The organism is Ferruginibacter paludis (assembly GCF_030409685.1).
GTDB classification, from domain to species: Bacteria; Bacteroidota; Bacteroidia; order Chitinophagales; family Chitinophagaceae; genus Ferruginibacter; species Ferruginibacter paludis.
In genome coordinates this window covers 175,630-193,677 of the sequence record NZ_JAUFQJ010000013.1, presented here as the reverse complement: position 1 = coordinate 193,677, position 18,048 = coordinate 175,630, and the positions used below count along the sequence as shown (strand labels likewise).

Sequence of the window (18,048 nt, the reverse complement as noted above, 5' to 3'; positions counted from 1 at the left end):
AATGCCTGTATAGCTGCTGCATTATCCAAGATCTATATCTGTGTTATCGCCAATATTAAGTGATCTCGTTTCGCCTTTTATACCCGTATCGCTGCCAATTAATGAATCATCCAGCACCACATCATACAATTTTGAAAACGATCCTATAATAGAATCTTTTACAATTGTATAATTTAACAACGTACTATCGCCGATGGTAACATTGGGACCAATAACCGAGTTTTTTATATCACATCCTTCGCCGATACTAACCGGCGGGATGATAATTGTATTTTCATACCTGTCCAGCTCAGGAATTTTGCCGCCAAACTTTTTCAGTAAAGTGGCGTTAGATTCCAGTATCGTTTCCTTCTTACCACAATCAAACCAATTTTGTACTTTGAACGATTTGAAGGTTGAACCGCTCTGTATCATGCATTCCAGCGCATCTGTAAGGCTCAGGTCATTGCGTGCAATGTCTTTCTTTTCAATTATTTTTTTGAGGCAAGTAAATAACAAATCAGTCTCCATTATTTTATAAATGCCTACCAGCGCCATATTGCTTTTTGGTATCGCAGGCTTTTCTACCACGCGGCTTATAAAGCCGTCTTCTTCAATTTCTGCCACGCCAAAATTGCGGGGATCGTCTACTTTTTTTACACCCAGCATAGAATAAGGTGAGCTGAGCATTTGTTTAATATCATATTCTGCAATCGTATCTCCCAGTACTATAAATACTTCCTCGCTGCCAATAATCTCCTTAGCAAGATCAATCGCATGACCTGTACCGTACCGTTCATTCTGGTAAACAAAATGGCAATTAAGATGGGGATATTTTGCTTTTACATAATCCTGTATTTTTTCGCCCAGGTAACCCACGATAAATATAAAATCGTTTATCCCGGCTTCGTGCAATTGATCAACTATGATACTTAAAATAGTTTTACCTGCTAAGGGTATCAACGCCTTGGGCTGTGTGTAAGTATGTGGACGCAATTTTGTGCCTGCGCCGGCAACCGGGATAATAGCCTTCATTGTAAAACCTTACACCTGCTAAGTGCTACATTTTTATTGGTAATTATGATGTTGCTTATTTTAAACAGGTTGTGAAAGTAGTGAATTTTGTGTAAACGGTACACCATAAAAAATGTCATTATTTTTACTACCTCCGTTAAAGTTAGTGCGGGTTTGTATATTTGCACCTTAAAAATAACGCATGCAAAAAGATACATTGGTTTTTGATTTAATAAGGCAGGAAATGGACCGTCAACGGCACGGGATTGAACTGATTGCTTCGGAAAATTTTACTTCTTTACAGGTGATGCAGGCATCAGGCTGTGTTATGACCAATAAATATGCGGAAGGCTACCCCGGCCGCAGGTACTATGCGGGCTGCGAAATTGTTGACCAAACGGAACAACTGGCTATCGACCGTCTGAAGCAGATCTTTAACTGCGATTATGCCAATGTACAACCGCACAGTGGTGCACAGGCCAATGCTGCGGTAGCCCTGGCTGTATTGCAACCGGGTGATATTATCTTAGGGCTGGATTTAAGCATGGGCGGCCATCTTACCCATGGCTCTCCGGTAAACTATTCCGGTAAATTGTATGAAGCCCATTTTTATGGTGTGGTAAAAGAAACCGGTTTAATTGATTATGATACACTGGAAGAAAAAGCAAGAACATTAAAACCGAAATTGATTTTTTGCGGCGCCTCCGCCTACAGCCGCGACTGGGATTATGCCCGCATAAGAAAAGTGGCGGATGAAGTAGGTGCTTTTGTACAATGTGATATGGCACATCCGGCCGGTTTAATTGCCAAAGGATTATTAAATTCCCCTTTTGAACATTGTCATTTCGTTACTTCTACCACACATAAAACATTGCGTGGTCCAAGGGGCGGCATTATTTTAATGAAAAAAGATTTTGAAAATCCTTTTGGTTTAAAAGATGTAAAAGGCAATACCCGCCTGATGAGTAACCTGATGGACATGGCTGTTTTCCCGGGAATACAGGGCGGACCATTACAACATATTATTGCTGCAAAAGCTGTGGCATTCGGCGAAATTTTAACGGATGAATTTACGGATTACGCTAAACAGGTAATTGTAAATGCACAGGCCATGGCAAAAGCTTTTGTTGAAAAAGGTTATGAATTAATCAGCAACGGTACAGACAATCATTTAATGCTGATTGACCTGCGCAACAAAAACATCAGTGGTAAAAAAGCAGAACAGGCGCTGGTAAAAGCAGATATTACTTTAAACAAAAACATGGTGCCCTTTGATGACAAAAGTGCATTTGTTACCTCAGGCATTCGCGTAGGTACAGCCGCCATCACAACACGTGGTATGAAGGAAGAGCACATGCAGTTTGTTGTAAACGCACTGGACAATGTATTAATGAACGCAGACGATGAAAAAGTCATCAGCACCATCCGTGGCCAGGTGAATGAATTTATGGGACAGTTTATTTTATATCCTGAATTGGGATAGCATCAAAAATTTATTTGTATGATACAGCGCATTCAATCCGTATGGCTTTTAATAGCATCCATTGTTACTTTTCTTACGTTAAAATTGTCCTTTTACAGCGGCACTTATCTGCCTGATAATTTATACCACCAGTTAAATGGTACGGAAAATTTTACATTAATGATACCGACCATCGGCTTGGGTGTGCTAACCCTGATCACGATTTTTTTATTTAAAAACAGGGTTACTCAATTATGGCTTTGCATAGCCGCCATTGCGCTGGATGTAATTTTGGTGATCCTATATTACATGGCAACCAAAAATTTTTCAAAAGGTGACTATGCCTTTACAGCGGTATTGCATGCAGTTATTATCGCTGCATTATTGCTTGCAGCAAGCGGCATTAATAAAGACGAAAAATTGATAAAAGACAGTAATAGGTTGAGGTGATGAACGCCACTTATTTAAAAAAGAGGCTGTCTCAAAGCATGAGCAGCCTCTTTTTCGTTAGATGATATCTAATAATTGTTCTAAGATTAAACATACCAGTTGCATTGAAAAGTATAAAAGTTAACTGCTTGGTTTTTATTTTTGATAAAGGCTCTTTTTTTAAGCCAGCAATAATGCTTTAGCTATTTTCAGCCATGCAGTGACAATATTGATGCATTAATTTAGACGTACACCAAAGGCTAATTATTGTTTGCAAAAACGTTCCCGGTATTCGTTGCAATTTGATGGGTTTTATTATATTTTTATAAACGGATTCGGTTATTAATTTTAGATAAATACCAATGAAAATACTGTTCGATCTTTTTGATCCTTTATTGTGGCTATTTATATTGGGACCTTACATCCTGGTCCTCTTAACCATTTATATCATCTTGAAAATGGCTAAGCAAATATTTAAAGAAAAATAGTTGCACGTTTAACTGAAAAAGCTACTTTTTGAATATTACAAAACTGTGACTATAAAAACTTTCCCGTATAACTTTCCTTACATTTCTTCAAGTCAGCTGGCTTTCCTGCAAACACCAGGTTTCCTCCGGCATCGCCTGCTTCAGGTCCCAGGTCTATTACCCAGTCTGCAGACTTAATAACATCTGTATTGTGTTCAATCACCAGGATAGTATGGCCCTGTTCTATTAAGGCATTAAACGATGCAAGCAGTTTTTTAATATCATGAAAGTGAAGCCCCGTAGTAGGTTCATCAAAAATAAAAAAGATATGCCCTTGCGATTTGCCCTTGCCTAAAAAAGAAGCCAGCTTCACCCGCTGCGCCTCGCCGCCACTCAGCGTATTGCTGCTCTGGCCCAGTTTTACATAGCCTAAACCCACATCACTCAAAGGTTGTATTTTCTTTGCAACATCGGCCTCTTCCTTAAAAAATACAATGGCGTCATCCACACTCATATCCAGCACTTCATAAATACTTTTTCCTTTGTAAGTTACTTCCAGCACTTCTTCCTTAAACCTTTTTCCACCACACACTTCACAGGTTAAATGCACATCTGCCAAAAACTGCATTTCAACAATCTGTTCGCCTTCACCTTTGCAGGCATCGCACCGACCCCCATCTACGTTAAATGAAAAATGCTTTGGCAAAAATCCCCGCATTTTACTGAGCGGTTGTTTACTGTACAATTCCCTTATTTCGTCGTATGCCTTAATGTAAGTAACCGGGTTGCTGCGGGATGATTTACCAATGGGGTTTTGGTCAACCATTTCAATTTGTGAGATGGCATCCAGATCACCCGTAACAGATTTATGTATTCCTGCTTTATCAACGCCTTCCCCTTTAATTTTTTGTAGCGCAGGATATAAAATTTGTTTTACCAATGTTGTTTTACCGCTGCCGCTTACGCCACTCACCACACAAAAAACATTCAACGGAAATTCAACGTTGATGTTTTTAAGATTGTTTTGCCTGGCACCTTCTACCGTAATACTCTGGTTCCATTTACGCAAATGTTTGGGTGCATCAATGCTCAATTCTCCTTTAAGGTATTTACCGGTAAGACTGTTTTTATCTGCGATCAATTCCTTGTAATTGCCTGCTGCCACCACTTCTCCGCCCAGGTGACTTGCCAGCGGCCCCATATCAATAATATAATCGGCTTCCCGCATCATCATTTCATCATGCTCCACTACAACCACTGTATTTCCGAGATCACGCAATTCTTTTAACACCCTGATCAGTCTTTCGGTATCCCTGCTGTGCAGACCAATCGAAGGTTCATCAAGGATGTAGAGAGAGCTGGTTAAATTACTTCCTAAGCTTCTCGTCAATTGAATACGTTGGCTTTCGCCTCCGCTCAAAGAATTGGCCAACCGGTTTAGCGTAAGGTAACCAAGGCCCACATCTGTCAATGTTTTAATCCGGTGATGTATTTCTATCAGAATTCTTTTGGCTACCTTTTCATCATAAGCACTGAGCTTTAAATTATCAAACCAAACCTGCAAATCTTTAACGGGCAATTCGCACAATTCACCAATGTGTTTGCTACTTACTTTTACATACAAAGCTTCTTTGCGTAAACGATATCCTTTGCAATCCGGGCAAAGTGTTTTGCCACGATAGCGGCTTAACAAAACGCGGTACTGTACCTTGTATAAATTTTGTTCTACTTCTTTAAAAAAATCGTTGATACCATTGGCGTAACTATTTCCTTCCCACAACAGGCGGTATTGCTCTTTTGTAAGATCTATAATGGGCGTATGAACAGGGAAATTAAAATTTTTGGCGGCTCTGATAAACTGATCTTTCCACATGCTCAATTTTTCTCCCTTCCAGGGTGCTACCGCTCCTTCATATACACTTAATTGTTTGTTGGGAATTACAAGGTCCGGATCAATCCCCAGCACCAGTGAAAATCCTTCACAGGTGGGACAGGCTCCAAACGGATTATTAAATGAAAATAAATTAGGAACAGGTTCTTCAAACTGTATTCCGTCCAGTTCAAATTTATTGCTGAAGTGTATTATTTTTTTCCCATTTACTTCCAGCATCAGTGTCCCTTCGCCTTCATAAAATGCAATACCAACGGAGTCGCTGATGCGGTGCGTATCATCTTCATCAAATTCTTTAACAACCAGCCTGTCTATCAATAAGCAGGTTTGCGCTGGCAATTTCAAATTATTGTCTTCAAGCAAATCTTCAATACGTTGTGCCTCAAAAGTCCCGCCAATGGCAGCATTCGGAATGGCTACTCTTGAAAAACCCTTCTGTATTAATATATTCAGTTCTTCCTTTATATCTCGATTGGCATGCAGTTTAAATGGCACCAGCAATAGTACTTTATCTCCCTCTTTTAAACCAGCGATGGCTTTTACTACGTCCGTAACATCATCTTTTTTTACTTCCCTTCCGCTAACCGGCGAAATGGTTTTACCGGTTCGTGCAAATAACAACCGCAGGTAGTCATAAATTTCCGTCATGCTGCCAACGGTGCTCCTTGGCGTACGGGTAATTACTTTTTGCTCAATCGCAATGGCCGGGCATAAACCCTTGATATAATCCACATCTGGTTTGTTCATGCGTTGCATAAACTGCCTTGCGTAGGCGCTTAAACTTTCAGCATATCGCCGCTGCCCTTCAGCAAATAAAGTATCGATGGTTAATGAAGATTTGCCCGATCCGGACACACCCGTAACTACTACGAGTTGGTTGCGTGGTATCGTTACCGTTACGTTCTTCAGATTGTGTACCCTGGCGCCTTTTATAAAAATACCGTCAGTATTATTTGCGGGATTAAGAGGCTTTTTTTTATTGATAGATTTCGTTGTAGTCATATATAGAAATGCAAAAATAAGCCGTTCTTTTTTGCTGTAGTGATATTGTGAAAGTATTGCCAAAATCCATCCAGCAATATTTACCGTACATGAATTATATTATTTTTATTAAACAATATGTCAAAAAAAAATTTTAAGAAATATTTGGCAATTCAAAAATTATTCATACTTTCACATTCCAATATCCAATAAAGTGAAAAGCCAAGAACGCCTATCTAAGAACTTCTACGCTCATCCCATCTTATTGGTTTCCAAACAAAAGTCCTAAACCAACAAAAACTGTAGAAGTTTATGAAATGCCTTATCAATTTAACCGACCAGCAGTTAGTACATCTTTACATGGATGGAGACACTGACGCTCTTTCAACACTTGTAACACGTTACAAGGACCGAATTTACACTTCAATTTATTTGCTTGTAAAAGACAAGTACCTGGCAGAAGATCTGTTCCAGGATGTGTTTATCCGTATCATCGATACGCTGAAAGGCGGACGATATACAGAGGAAGGAAAGTTTTTGCCATGGGCACTGCGCATTGCACACAACCTTTGCGTAGATCATTTCAGAAAAGTAAAACGCAGCCCGAGTATCAAAACAAGTGACGACCGCGACATTTTTGAAGTGCTTAATTTCTCTGAACCAAGTGCAGAACACCGTATGATGCAAAGCCAAAGTCACGACAGGGTTCGCAGAATGATTGATATGCTGCCTGAAGATCAGCGTGAAGTAATCATCATGCGCCACTATGCAGACCTGAGCTTTAAGGAAATTGCAGATCTTACCAAATGCAGCATCAATACAGCTTTAGGCCGTATGCGCTATGGTTTAATCAACATGCGCAAAATGATGGCAGAAAAACAAATTGCTTTATAAAGTTAATAAGTAACCCCCTTTAAAAGTAAAACCCTTCACAATTGAAGGGTTTTACTTTTATACACAGTTCCAGAATGTTAAAGTTGCTTTTTATATATACCCAATACTTTGTCGAGATGGGCTGCAAATTCTTTTGCTCCTTTTGTCGGGTCATAGCCATAACCGCCTGGCACCAATAATTTGCCTTCGCTGTCTACAAACACATAATTTGGCTGGCCGCTGGCCTGTATCAATTGTTGTTGTAAATCTTCATTTCTATCTCCTACCGTTACCACCTGCCCGTTTAATACTTTGGAAAAAAACTTTTCATTGTCGGGCAATTCTTCGTCATCATAATCGCTGAATAAAGACACCACAACAAAATCATTTTTCATTTTACTGATCACTTCTTTATCCGGCCAGATAGATGCTTCAAACTTCCGGCAATTGACGCATTGGATACCCGTAAAATCAATCATCACCGGCTTGTGCAGCAACTTGGACGCAGCAAGCGCCTCTTTGTAATCGTAGTAAATGGTCAGGTTATTTTGTTTGGCTGCCAGCGGCTCATAATTGCTTAGACGTTTTACATATTTTACAGGCGGCAGCGCCGCTGAAGCAGGCTGACTATTATCAATAGTTAAGGCTGATTTTTCTGTTTGATTGTACAAAATAAAATCCTGGGTACCCATTGCGGGAACAAAAGCAGAGACTGCATTTAAAGGAGCGCCCCACAAACCCGGTATTAAATAAACAGAAAATGCAAATGAAGCTATGGCCAGCATCAACCTTGGTATAGGAATGTATTGTAACCCCCAATCATTCTTTGGCAATTCACTATCATGCTTAAAAGTCAGTTTACCCAACAAGTAAAACCCCAGCAGGGAGAAAATTACCACCCATAATACAATAAATACTTCCCTGTCCAAGATGCGCAGGTTTTTTGCCACATCTACGTTGCTTAAAAACTTAAGAGCAAAAGCCAGTTCTACAAAGCCCAGTGTTACTTTCAAAGCATTTTGCCAGCCACCACTTTTGGTTAATACGGTCAACAGCCTGGGAAAAAAAGCAAAAATGATAAATGGAAATGCCAGACCAAACCCAAAACCAAACATGCCACTGACCGGGCCCAAATTGCCCGCTTTACCGCCCGCCAATCCTAAGATGGAGGCCACAAAATTACCCGTGCAGCTGAACGAAACAACCACCAAAGTAAAAGCCATAAAGAAGATGCCAGGATAACTGTTGGAATTACTTTTGCTATCCAGTCTATTGGCCCAGGAAGATGGAAGATTGATATCGAAAGCACCTAAAAAAGATAGTCCAAAAACAAGGAACATCAAAAATAAAAACAGGTTGAATATCCAATGAGTAGATAAATTATTCCAGAATGTTTTTGGTACCACCGAAGCCAGCGCACCGATGGCAGAATAAATAAGGATGATAGATACCGCATAAAATAATACATTCTTTCTTCCCTGCAAAGGCGTTTTGCTTCTTTTTAAAAACAGACTAACGGTAACGGGTACCAGCGCATAAACGCATGGCGTAATAAAAGCCAGCAGCCCGGCTCCCATACCCAGCATCAGTAATATTATCCACGATTTGTTGGCAAATCCTTCATCTGCCACCACCGCAGTTTTTACGTCAGAAGTGTTTTCTTTATATTCAAACTGCATGGAAACCGTTTGATCGGCGGATTCCACGCTTTCACCCTTTTCATAATAATAATTAATGTTAGCTTTTATGCGGATACTGTCTCCTGAATTTAATTTTACTTTCTGTAACCATTCTACCGAATCGGTATAAAAATGAATGGCAGCATTATTTAACGCCGCATCATTTTTCGTTTGCATATGTCCTTTCTCAACAATACTGTCGGCTAAATAGTTTTGAACAGTTGAATCAAACTGAATAGCAGTATTTACAGGTAACTCAGCAGAAATTTTCTTAATTGAAAACAATTTTATGCCAGGGGATGGCTTAGCTGCAATATGCAAAATGAATTCTCCTTTGCCTTTCTCTTCCTTGCTAAAACTAAACTGCACAGGTTGTTGGTCCTGTGCAGTAATGGCGAGTAATATAAAAAAACTCAATCCCGATAATACGATATGTTTTATCATTTTAAAATTGTAACTGCTAGTTTAATGCGATATTGAAATTTTCAGTTGTAGGCGGCATACAGGTTCTGTCATTACAAATCATCGACTCAACAGTTCCGCTAACATTGGTCTTGATCTTTCCCTTTACCGTAACCGTTTTAACAAAATCAACCTTACCTTCAAAATACTTCACATTTACTTTAAAATTTTTATCAAAGTAAGATACCAGCTTGCCTACTTCCTTCGGCTTTGCAGCTGCAACAGTAACCAGCCCGTTATTGGTAAATTTAAATTCTGTGGGTATCGGGCCGCCTTCCGGAGTTGTTTGTGAGTAAACATGCCAGCCAGAAGGTGGTGTTGCTGTCATGTGTAGTTCGTACCTGTTATCAGCCAGTTTTTTTGCTGTGAAGCTCCAGCTTATTTTTTGCTGTGCCGTTGCCACGTTTAATAATAGGGTTAATAAAATACCAGTTACTATTTTTTTCATTTTTGTTATCTTTTAAGTGGAGGTACAACAAAGTAACGGCCAATTAGTTTTTAAAGATGTTAAACACTGTTAAACAGTTGGGTTAAGCAGCTGTTAATTAATTCCAAATAAGTGAGCGAATATTTTTTTGCCATCTTCATTACCTAATACATTGCTGCAGGCCCGCTCTGGGTGAGGCATCATGCCAAATACATTTCTTTCCCTGTTACAGATTCCTGCAATGTTATGGATAGCTCCATTGGGATTGGCTTCACTGTTAACAGTACATTTATCATCACAATAGCGGTAAATAATCTGGCGATGCATTTCCAGCTCTTCAAGTGTTTTATCATCCGCAAAATACCTGCCTTCACCGTGTGCCACGGGAATTTTAAGCGCTTCACAGGTTTCAGATGCCGCTTCTTTTATAAAAACATTTTTACAAACAAATTGCTGGTGACTGTTTCGTAGCAGTATGCCTGGTAATAAACCGCTTTCGCACAAAATTTGAAACCCATTGCATATACCAAGCACCTTACCACCTTTATTGGCGAATTCAATCACACTTTGCATCATCGGGCTAAATTTGGCGATGGCGCCACAACGCAGGTAATCACCATAACTAAAACCGCCCGGCAACACAATGCAATCATCAGTAGTAAACATGCTAAGGTCTTTATCCTTGTGCCAAAGCTCCACTACTTCCTGTTTAAGGTCGGTTTTAAGAGCTTCTATCATGTCTCTATCGCAATTACTGCCGGGAAAAACTACTACGCCAAATTTCATACTAGTGTTTGTGTTTAATTTTTATTGAGAAAGCTTTGCCTTGATTTTATTGTAAATCAGGAGCAAAAATACAATTACATTTTAATTATTGTTCGAAGTAGCTGAACGCAATTACAAAACCTACCATCAGCCAGTGCAATAGCAACGGAAACCATTTTTTTTGAGGATACAGAAAAGCGCTTCCCACAAAGGCTGATAGCGGTACAGCACACAATATCCAATACTCAAAACTATGAGCGGTGTTTATAAAGGGAATAAATATAGCTACGATCAAATACAAAAATACCAGCGTCCAGCTTTTACGGGTTTGCACAAGCTGGCGCCTGAAATTTTGTTGTACGTAGAATATTCCGATTACGGTAGCAAACAGTACTATAATCATGGCTGCGGAGGCCCAGTAAGATTTGTAAAAAACAGGCAGACTTACAGAAAAGCCGGGCAGCTTATATCCTTTCCATTTATCTGCCAAAAAAACGTAGGATAACAAAAAATAATAAGGAGTAATAATACCCAGCAATGCAATCAGCCACTCTGCCAATTTAAAGGGGCGTGTTAAGGTAAGACCGACAATAATTAAAATAGCAAATGCGATAGAGGGAAAGTAAAAAAAAGTAGAAATTCCTATAATAATACCGATGTTAAACAGGGCCGACCTTGCATTTTTGTTATTGTACAGCCCGCTCATACTCGCCCAAACCCATATCAGCAGCGTATTCACAATAAGCGGTGCAGATAGTACATTCCATTCTTTAAAGAGTGAAGTTATCAGAAGGTAGGCCATTCCAGCCAGGTAATTTGGCTTTTGCATTAAACGCTGGTCGTTAGCCAGTTTATTGAAAGTGATGGCCTGCGTGTACAAAAAAATAAAGCTGATAAAAGAATAAATTACCGGCACATTTCTTCCTAAGGGTGCAAGCTGGGCCAGCAGTGTCTTAAATAGAAAACCATCCGTTTGTTGGGGAATTGGTATGGTGGGATGCAAAAAAACAGGCAACTTCAGCAGCAGCCCGTATACCAGCAGCAAAAATGTATTGTAAGGATTGTTGGCCTTGAATGTGCCTGTCACGTAAGGATCTGTTTTATGCACTGCAAAAGTGCACATTAATTGTGGCTTTAAAAAATCATTCCAAAACTAATGGCAGTGCCTAAAAATCAATTTTGGCAAAACATATCTGCTGGCGGTAAGAACAAGGCACAATCATTTGCCGGGCGCCGGTTTGTTTGGCATACCGTATCATAAATTCATAACCTTTGTCATAACTTTTCAGGCTGGGATTCCTGGTTAAAGTACCGTCACCGGCTATAACATTGTCAATCAGCAACGGGTTTCTTTTATCTGAATTATTGAATAAGAAATGAATTCCTGCGCCGGTATTAAAAGTAGCGTAAGACAAATAATTATCAGTTATATCTGCAAATTGTTCTTTATGAATGATATTACTCCATTCGGTTACGCCTTTGTTATCTATGCTTTGCACTAAAATATTATAATAATAATACCGGTTATTGTAATAATTATTAAAACTATTATACGGCCTGTAATAACCACCATAATATGGGCTGTAAAAATTGTAATAATAAGGATTGGAGAAAGGAGAGTTATAGAGGTAGTCCCACCGGTTCCACTGATTGTTACCCGTACTTTGGGCCGAAAAATCTTCAGCTACCAACAAATATCCACCATCTTTTTTTAAGATGAGGTTGCGGATAAAAAAGTCGTTAAAGGCATATTTCAACCCGCCTTTTTCTTTGGCGATACTCCGCACACTATCCGGCAGCGGATTAAAAACACTTGTATAGATACTATCCCCTTTTATATCCCAAACAGAAGCATAAATGCCAGTTATATTACCACGACGTTCTCCATAATAAAATGAGCTGAGCACGTACCTTTTATTGACATTATCCACTTTAATTTTCACTTCGTCTATATACGTTTTATTCAACGGCAGCACCCTGTAAGTAAACGTGTCCTGCATTGCAGGTTTGGTAACCAGATCGAGCGTACCAATATCATCCCTGGCACTCGACTTAATTGATTTTGCAAATACAAAAGTTCCATCGTTGTCTACAAAAAAATCGCTCAGGACATCCTTTCTTTCATTGTAGTCCATTATCTGGCGGCTTTTATGTATGGGCTGCAGTTGATTGTCATATAACAACGTTGCAAAATTAAAGCGGTCGTCTTTTTTCTGTATTTTGAAAACCATTATTTTTTGCTTGTCTTCACTGGCTACCACGTTGTAAATTTTATTATCGCCAAATACACCTACCTGCGTGGTATCCAGTAAAACAGGCTCATTTAATTTTTTAACATTGCCGTCAATTTTAGCAGCCATACAATATACCACCCCCCTTTTTTGGTATTGGTATATCAGGTAAAAAAAATCAGGATACACAACAAAGTCAACATTAAATGCTTTGGAAGGAATAAAATCAAGGTCCACCTTTTCCTTTAGTTCCATATCGCCCTGGTAAACAGAAATCGCATACCTTGAACTCACATTTTTGAATACAAGTATATTTCCGCTTACTTTACCTACAATTTCAAAATCCATGTCGCGGCTATTCTCTTTTAACACATCCGAGTAAGAAATTTTTTGCGCCTGCAAAAACAGGGGCAACAAAAACAACATGGTAATAAACGAGACTCTTCCTTTCATGGTAATGCGGCAATTTTATAATTTAAAATTAAGCTATAATCTTTTAATAATTTGTAAACAAGATGGCGGAACTTTTGTTTTTACATAATTATAACCAGTGTTTTATTTATGTTAAAAATTTACCGGCGGTATAAGTATGCTCATTCACCTACGCTGTTTTTTCATCTTCAAATAGCTATCTAATAAAATTTTTATGCAGACAGTATTAATAACGGGCGGCACCGGAATGATTGGTAAAGCTATTACGCACCAGTTGTTACAAAAACATTACAGTGTAATTGTATTAAGCAGGAAACTGCCTGATGAAATTGTGAAAACCCCGGGCCTGTCCTATGCAGTGTGGGATGTTAAAAAACAAACAATTGATATGGAGGCGATAAAAAAAGCGGATCATATCATACACCTTGCAGGCGCTGGTGTGGTTGATAAAAAATGGACTGAGGCTTATAAAAAAGAAATACTGGACAGCAGAACAGATAGCAGCAGTTTATTAGTCAGCAGCTTAAAAAAAACTGCTAATAAAGTTAAAACTGTTGTAAGCGCATCTGCCATTGGTTGGTATGGTGCAGATAAAAGCGGCAAGCCATTTACGGAAACAGATCTGCCCGCAAACGATTTTCTCGGCAATACCTGCAGGTTGTGGGAACAGAGTATTGATGCTGTTATGGGCCTGGGGATACGACTTGTAAAACTTCGTACCGGGATTGTACTAAGTAACACTGGTGGAGCGCTGGCAGAATTTAAGAAACCGCTTCATCTTGGCGTGGCTGGCATATTAGGTGAGGGAAAGCAAATGGTTAGCTGGATACATGTGGATGATCTTTGCAGGATGTATATCTCCGCGATAGAAAATGAATATCTGTCAGGCGTTTATAATGCAGTGGCTCCTGCGCCCGTTACCAATAAAGCCTTAACGATTGAACTGGCAAAGCAAATGAACGGTAAATGGTTTATACCAATTAAGGTACCTGTAATGGTGCTAAAATTAATGATGGGCGAAAGAAGTATTGAAGTTTTAAAAAGCACTACAGTAGGCGCTGCAAAAATTCAACAGGCTGGCTTTTCCTTTTTGTACCCTTCTATCAGCGGTGCTTTAAAGCAATTGTGTCCCAAATAACAGTCCCCCAAAGAACGCTAAGTATACAGGGAACGCAAGGGTTAATATGTTGCGTCAAATGTTTTCTTTGTTCCTCCTGGAGTGAACCCATCTATAAATCGGTTTTAATAATCCGGTTATAACTCCACCAGCAAAACAGTACCAGGTAAGCAGCGCACAATACCATTACTACCGGAGTATAATTAGTTGGCAGCACACCCCTTGCCAGGCTTTTTACGGGATTATCAGGAAAAGTCAGTAAGCCGTCAGCTGCGTTCATGGGCAGGTAATCGCCCATACTGCCAAGATCAATGGTATTGTCTCTTCTTAATTTGATGCTCCAGATATCGAGAAGCTGTGACACGAAATTTTCAAAACCCATGTAGATAAAAAACATACCGGTCGCAAAACCTGTACGCCTTATCAGTACGCTGATTAACAAAGCCACCATATTATATGTAAGAGCCTTTAAAAAGAAAATTCCGGTGATTGAAAATCCTTCCAGCGAAAAAGAGGTGCCCGATGCCAGGCCAAAAACCAAGGCAGTCAGGATGACTAACGCCGTGCTTGCCAATGCGGCAATTATTGCTAACACAATCTTGACTTCAATAAACTGTTTCCTGCTCCATCCGTCGATGATATTTTGACGATGCGTGCGATAGGTGAATTCGTTTGTAACCAGCATAATGATTAATAAACCAGGCAGCAGCAAAATGCAACCGGCAAAATAACTTGTTGTATGCCAGGTTCTGTCAAAATCATATGGCGAAAATGAGCTCATCATTTTTGCTGCGTTTACCTCGCTAATCATGTTTTTATATACGCTGAAAGCCACATAATTAACGGCTACTACGCCCAATGCAAAAAAACTGCTTAGTATAATGAAGGCATTGTAATTTTTAATTTTCAGCCATTCTATCTTCAATAATTGTATCATAACAAACAACTGTTTTAATTAGTCAGTTCAAAGAATTTAGATTCCAGGCTTTTCTTTTTTAGTTGCATATAATTCAGCACCACCCCGTTTTCAAAACAATAACGGTTAATGCTTTCCAGGTTGGTAGTGCCAACCGGATAAAACAACTGCAACAAATTATCATGTTCTTTCATATCGTTGTAACCGGTTAAACGGCCAATAATATTTTTTAGCTTTTCCATATCGGGTGCTCCCAATTCAACAATATCGTCATTGGCTAAAATTTCATTTACATCGCCGGCAGCAATGAGTTTCCCTTTTTTCAAAATCGCCACATGCGTGCATACTTTTTCCACTTCGTCCAGTAAATGGCTGGCCATAATAATAGTTTTTCCTTGCTGGCGTAATTGCTTTATCAACTCCCGTATTTCTGCAATGCCCACGGGGTCAAGTCCGTTGGTTGGTTCATCAAAAATCAACACATCCGGATTACCCAATAAACAAGCCGCAATGGCGAGCCGTTGTTTCATCCCCAATGAATAGGTACTAAAACGGGAATCTTTACGCTCTGTAAGATTCACTGTTTCCAGTACCTGCAGAATATCCTCATCACCTCTTTGTTTAATGGCAGCAGTAATTTTTAAATTTCTGACAGCAGATAAATAATGATAGAAGTTAGGAGTTTCCAAAAAAGTACCAATCTTCCTCCGGCTGTTTTCATCCGGTGTGGTATCAAATAAAGTGTAACTGCCCGCAGTGGGTTTTAGAATGTCCATGATAATACCGAGCATGGTGGTTTTACCGCTTCCATTAGGCCCCAGTATACCAAAGACCGAACCTTTCGGGACACTGAATGTAACGCCATTCAGGGCTTGCACTGCTCCATAATTCTTACATAAGTTATCAACAGAAAGAATCGACATAAGTTATTTGCAATTAGGGTTTGAAGATAAGGGATTTTATCACCGTGGAAGGACGCAAATGGGACCAGTGGCAATTACCGTTCGTGTTGCTGATGCCAGATATTGCTGAAGTTTCCGATCATGGCAATGCCGCTCCAGTTATAAGCAAGGCGTTGTAACTGCAGGTTGTCGATATCTTCCTGCAACACTTTCCTGGTAAAGGGATTGATGGTTCCGCCAGGGGCCAGCGGCGCTGCTACAGGGCTGTACTGAAATTGCGGATCAACAATTGTACCTCTCGGATACATAATACCCGGCGTTCCCTTACCACGAATATCCAACATGTCCGGATGATCCAGGCCGATAGTATGGCCATATTCATGCGCCGCTGTAGTGGAATTGTTGAGCAGGTTATCCAGTAAAAAATACCCTGTATTACATCCTACTCCATCTACAAAAGAAATATTACCACTGGCAAATGCTTCAACCCTGAAATAATTATTGCGACGGTTGGTGTTTTCAAAAATCATCTCAGGCGTTAACGACTTTGCCCAGATGCCTTCAATATTAAAGACCACGTTATACACAGCATTTTTAATCTTTACTTTTCCTCCGGCTTCGTTCCAATGTTCGGCTATATCTTTCGCAATAGCCAGGCTAAGTGCGTCATTAGCCGCATCGCCATAAAAAAACAATGTGGAATAAATGCAAAGCTGCTGGCTGGCTGGTTTAATCTCTGCTTCGCCCATGATGTAAAATTACACTTTTATTCTTCATCTTGAAGGGCGGAATAAGTGAAGACAAACAATTGCCACACACCTTTTACTATCGCTGTTGTCTAATCATCCTGGAGGTCAAGAACTTGATTTTAAGAGATTATTTACCCGGGTTGAGATTATATTTTTTAACTTGGGTAAATTTGTTTTATGAGCAACTACTGGGTACACCCCAACATAGCCAAAGCCAGTACCATTTCAACTGATGTGTACACCAGTAAAATAGTATTTGACGCCGCGAAAGAAAAAATATTTGCTCCTTCCTGGCAATTCATTGGCAGTAAAGAAATGGTAAAATTTAATGGCGACGTACAACCCTTTACCTTGCTGGAGAATTATATGAATGAACCGCTGATGCTTACAAAAGATTCGGATGGCGGGGTGCATTGCCTGAGTAATGTATGTACGCACAGGGGGAATTTGATTGCTTACAAGCAATGCAGTAAGGCCACTAACCTGCGGTGCAAATATCATGGACGTCTTTTTGAGTTATCCGGCAAATTCATTTCAATGCCCGAGTTTAAAGAGGTAGAAAATTTCCCCGCCGAGGCTGACAACCTCCCGGTATTACCCTTATTTAGCTGGGGCAATTTGTTGTTTACCAGCCTGCACCAAAAAGAAACTGCTTCCAATTATTTTAGTGAGATGATGGAGCGCATGCATTGGTTACCAATTCATGAGTTTATTTATCGTCCTGATCTGGATAAGACTTTTAACATAGATGCTAATTGGGCCTTGTACTGCGAAAATTACCTGGAAGGCTTTCACATTCCTTTTGTGCACGCATCCTTAAACACTGCATTGAGTTTTGGCGATTATACAACAGAACTTTATGCCAAAGCCAGTCTGCAACTGGGCGTAAGTAAAGACGGTGCAGCGTGTTTTGATTTACCGGAAAGTTCTGTTGATTATGGTACCAAAGTAGCAGCTTATTATTTTTGGGTATATCCCAATATGATGTTTAATTTCTATCCCTGGGGTTTGTCGGTAAATATCGTTAGTCCGGTAGAAGTAAATAAAACCAAAGTTGCATTTTTAACTTTTATATGGAAAGAGGAATTGTATGATAAAGGTGCCGGCAGCGACCTGGATAAAGTTGAAATGGAAGATGAAGAAATTGTACAAAATGTTCAAAAGGGTATTGTATCAAGGTTTTACCAGCAGGGCCGTTATTCTGTTACAAGAGAGCAGGGCACGCATCACTTCCACCGTCTCCTTGCGGAGAGTTTAAATCGATGAGCTGCC

The 18,048-nt window shown here is 39.7% G+C and carries 15 protein-coding genes; 5 read left to right on the top strand and 10 right to left on the bottom strand.

Going from position 1 to position 18,048, the window contains the following annotated elements; translation table 11 throughout:
* Nucleotides 1-21: 21 nt before the first annotated feature.
* On the bottom strand, nt 22-1,014 hold the full coding sequence (locus tag QWZ08_RS19180; protein ID WP_290339149.1) for a sugar phosphate nucleotidyltransferase: 993 nt from the start codon (nt 1,012-1,014) through the stop codon (nt 22-24).
* Nucleotides 1,015-1,195: 181 nt separating this feature from the next.
* Between QWZ08_RS19180 and glyA the strand changes: the two genes are divergently transcribed.
* Nucleotides 1,196-2,476, top strand: a complete 1,281-nt coding sequence (glyA, locus tag QWZ08_RS19175) for a serine hydroxymethyltransferase (protein WP_290339148.1) — start codon at nt 1,196-1,198, stop codon at nt 2,474-2,476.
* Between the two features lie 18 nt (nt 2,477-2,494).
* Nucleotides 2,495-2,905: a DUF4293 domain-containing protein gene (locus QWZ08_RS19170; protein WP_290339147.1), complete on the top strand. Its 411-nt coding sequence runs from the start codon at nt 2,495-2,497 to the stop codon at nt 2,903-2,905.
* Nucleotides 2,906-3,421: 516 nt separating this feature from the next.
* Here the strand turns inward: QWZ08_RS19170 and uvrA are convergent.
* Nucleotides 3,422-6,244, bottom strand: coding sequence for an excinuclease ABC subunit UvrA (gene uvrA / locus QWZ08_RS19165; protein ID WP_290339146.1), 2,823 nt, complete (start codon nt 6,242-6,244; stop codon nt 3,422-3,424).
* A gap of 291 nt (nt 6,245-6,535) precedes the next feature.
* Here uvrA and QWZ08_RS19160 point away from each other — a divergent pair, with 291 nt between their 5' ends.
* Nucleotides 6,536-7,117, top strand: a complete 582-nt coding sequence (locus QWZ08_RS19160) for an RNA polymerase sigma factor (protein WP_290339145.1) — start codon at nt 6,536-6,538, stop codon at nt 7,115-7,117.
* Nucleotides 7,118-7,194: 77 nt separating this feature from the next.
* Here the strand turns inward: QWZ08_RS19160 and QWZ08_RS19155 are convergent, their stop codons facing one another.
* The 5 genes from QWZ08_RS19155 to QWZ08_RS19135 form a co-directional block, all read right to left on the bottom strand.
* Entirely contained in the window at nt 7,195-9,219 is a 2,025-nt protein-coding gene (locus tag QWZ08_RS19155; RefSeq protein WP_290339143.1) for a protein-disulfide reductase DsbD family protein, read from the bottom strand.
* Nucleotides 9,220-9,235: 16 nt separating this feature from the next.
* Nucleotides 9,236-9,685 (bottom strand): protein-disulfide reductase DsbD domain-containing protein, encoded by a 450-nt coding sequence (locus QWZ08_RS19150; protein WP_290339142.1) that lies wholly within the window; start codon nt 9,683-9,685, stop codon nt 9,236-9,238.
* 93 nt (nt 9,686-9,778) lie between these two features.
* Entirely contained in the window at nt 9,779-10,450 is a 672-nt protein-coding gene (gene purQ, locus QWZ08_RS19145) for a phosphoribosylformylglycinamidine synthase subunit PurQ (protein ID WP_290339141.1), read from the bottom strand.
* Between the two features lie 85 nt (nt 10,451-10,535).
* Nucleotides 10,536-11,552, bottom strand: coding sequence for a DUF6427 family protein (locus tag QWZ08_RS19140; RefSeq protein ID WP_290339140.1), 1,017 nt, complete (start codon nt 11,550-11,552; stop codon nt 10,536-10,538).
* A gap of 43 nt (nt 11,553-11,595) precedes the next feature.
* Entirely contained in the window at nt 11,596-13,113 is a 1,518-nt protein-coding gene (locus QWZ08_RS19135) for a hypothetical protein (RefSeq protein WP_290339139.1), read from the bottom strand.
* 193 nt (nt 13,114-13,306) lie between these two features.
* Between QWZ08_RS19135 and QWZ08_RS19130 the strand changes: the two genes are divergently transcribed.
* Nucleotides 13,307-14,230 (top strand): TIGR01777 family oxidoreductase, encoded by a 924-nt coding sequence (locus tag QWZ08_RS19130; protein ID WP_290339138.1) that lies wholly within the window; start codon nt 13,307-13,309, stop codon nt 14,228-14,230.
* A gap of 91 nt (nt 14,231-14,321) precedes the next feature.
* Here QWZ08_RS19130 and QWZ08_RS19125 read toward each other — a convergent pair whose 3' ends face one another.
* The 3 genes from QWZ08_RS19125 to QWZ08_RS19115 form a co-directional block, all read right to left on the bottom strand.
* Nucleotides 14,322-15,146 carry an ABC transporter permease subunit gene (locus QWZ08_RS19125; protein WP_290339137.1) on the bottom strand — a complete coding sequence of 275 codons (825 nt, stop codon included), beginning with the start codon at nt 15,144-15,146 and terminating at the stop codon, nt 14,322-14,324.
* 14 nt (nt 15,147-15,160) lie between these two features.
* Nucleotides 15,161-16,048, bottom strand: coding sequence for an ABC transporter ATP-binding protein (locus QWZ08_RS19120; protein WP_290339136.1), 888 nt, complete (start codon nt 16,046-16,048; stop codon nt 15,161-15,163).
* 74 nt (nt 16,049-16,122) lie between these two features.
* Nucleotides 16,123-16,776, bottom strand: coding sequence for a zinc metalloprotease (locus QWZ08_RS19115; RefSeq protein WP_290339135.1), 654 nt, complete (start codon nt 16,774-16,776; stop codon nt 16,123-16,125).
* A 177-nt stretch (nt 16,777-16,953) separates the two neighbouring features.
* Between QWZ08_RS19115 and QWZ08_RS19110 the strand changes: the two genes are divergently transcribed.
* On the top strand, nt 16,954-18,042 hold the full coding sequence (locus QWZ08_RS19110; protein ID WP_290339134.1) for an aromatic ring-hydroxylating oxygenase subunit alpha: 1,089 nt from the start codon (nt 16,954-16,956) through the stop codon (nt 18,040-18,042).
* The last annotated feature ends 6 nt before the right edge of the window (nt 18,043-18,048 follow it).